This is a genomic window from Aeromicrobium sp. PFPM2_SD2, from assembly GCF_057364525.1.
The window spans coordinates 1-1,544 of record NZ_JBNFNZ010000532.1 but is presented as its reverse complement, the minus strand read 5'-3'; the positions used below and the strand labels follow the sequence as shown (position 1 = coordinate 1,544).

At 74.5% G+C, this 1,544-nt stretch carries 2 protein-coding genes; one reads left to right on the top strand and one right to left on the bottom strand.

Features of this window, described 5'->3' with window-relative positions; all coding sequences use genetic code 11:
• On the top strand, positions 1-776 hold a 776-nt coding region (locus AC2W7G_RS15985), incomplete at its 5' end, for a trypsin-like serine peptidase (protein ID WP_485869305.1).
• A gap of 57 nt (positions 777-833) precedes the next feature.
• On the opposite strand, the gene AC2W7G_RS15980 is transcribed toward AC2W7G_RS15985, so the two are convergent.
• Complete coding sequence (locus AC2W7G_RS15980) at positions 834-1,328, bottom strand: TspO/MBR family protein (RefSeq protein ID WP_485869304.1); 495 nt, start codon at positions 1,326-1,328, stop codon at positions 834-836.
• Between the last annotated feature and the right edge of the window lie 216 nt (positions 1,329-1,544).

Below are 1,544 nucleotides of genomic sequence, written 5' to 3'. Positions count from 1 at the left end.
CCGCCGCTCCGCGCGGTGCCGCCGTCGAGAAGGGCGAGCCGACCGTCGTCGGCGGGCGCCAGGCGGCGCTGCGGCGCAGGACGCAGGCCGACTTCGGCGGCGGGCTGTACTCCGGGTCGGGGGCGATCGTCCGCACGACGGGCAAGGTGTTCTTCACCCTCGGCGGCAGCGACTACGTGTGCTCGGGCAGCTCGACCACCGCGGCCAACCGCAGCCTCGTCCAGACCGCCGGGCACTGCCTGAACGAGGGGCCGGGCGACTTCGCCACCCACTTCACCTTCGTCCCGGCCTACGCCGACGGGGCGGCGCCGTACGGCCGGTTCACCGCGACCGAGCTGCTGACCACGACCCAGTGGGCCAGCCAGGGCGACCTCGACTACGACGTCGGCTACGCCGTCGTCGCGCCGTCGGGTGGCCGGACGCTCGCCGACGCGGTGGGCGCCCAGGGCGTCGGCTTCAACCAGCCGCGCGGCGCGTACACGTACGCCTTCGGCTACCCGGCGGCCGCGCCCTACGGCGGCGAGGACCTGGCCTGGTGCCACGGCACGGTCACCCAGGACACCTTCGGCGGCAGCCAGGACCAGGGGCTCGTGTGCAACATGACCGGCGGGTCGTCCGGTGGGCCCTGGCTCTCGGGCTACGACGAGTCGACCGGGCTGGGCACGCTCACGTCGGTCAACTCCTTCAGGTACAACCTCGGCCCGGACGCGAACAAGATGTTCGGCCCGTACCTGGGCAGCGTGGTGCAGGCGGTGTACCAGGAGGCGCAGGGGTGACCCGCGCCTGACGCCCGGCGACGGGGGCGGACCACCCGGTCCGTCCCCGTCGGGGTGTCAGCTCAGCACGGCGATCGCCGCGTTCAGCGTGGTGGCGTACAGCGTCCAGGCCAGGTAGGGGACCATGAGCCACGACGCGGCGACCGACCAGCGGCGGAAGCGCCACACGCACAGGGCCACCAGCACGTCGAGCGCGACCACGACGACCAGGCCGGGCCAGAGCCACTGCAGCGCGAAGAAGACCGGCGTCCAGGCCAGGTTCACGGCGAGCTGGGCCCACCACAGGGCCAGGGGGCCGCGGTGGCGCCAGACCAGCCAAGCGGCGACGGCCATCGTGGCGTAGAGCACGGTCCAGACCGGGCCGAAGACCCAGCTCGGCGGGTTCCACGGCGGCTTCTCGGCGTCCTCGTACCAGCCGCTCGTCTCGCCGGCGTTGACCCACGAGCCCAGCGCCGCGACGACGGCGGTCGCGACGAGCAGGCCGGCCAGCAACGAGCCAGGGCCGGACGGGCGCGGGGTGTCGGTGCGGTCGGCGACGGGGGCGGTGGTCACCCGTCCACCCCAGCACGGTCCCGGAGGGGCTGCACGTCCGTTCACCGACGCGACGGACGGCGTTGGCGCCGGGGCCACGTCGGCCGCGCACGCTGGGGAGCGTGATGCACCAGCTCACCGTGTACGCGCTGGCCCTCGGGGCGGCGTTCGCCGAGTCCGGGCTCGGCCTCGGCGCCGTCGTGCCGGCGGAGACGTTCGTCGTCGTGCTGGCCGCGG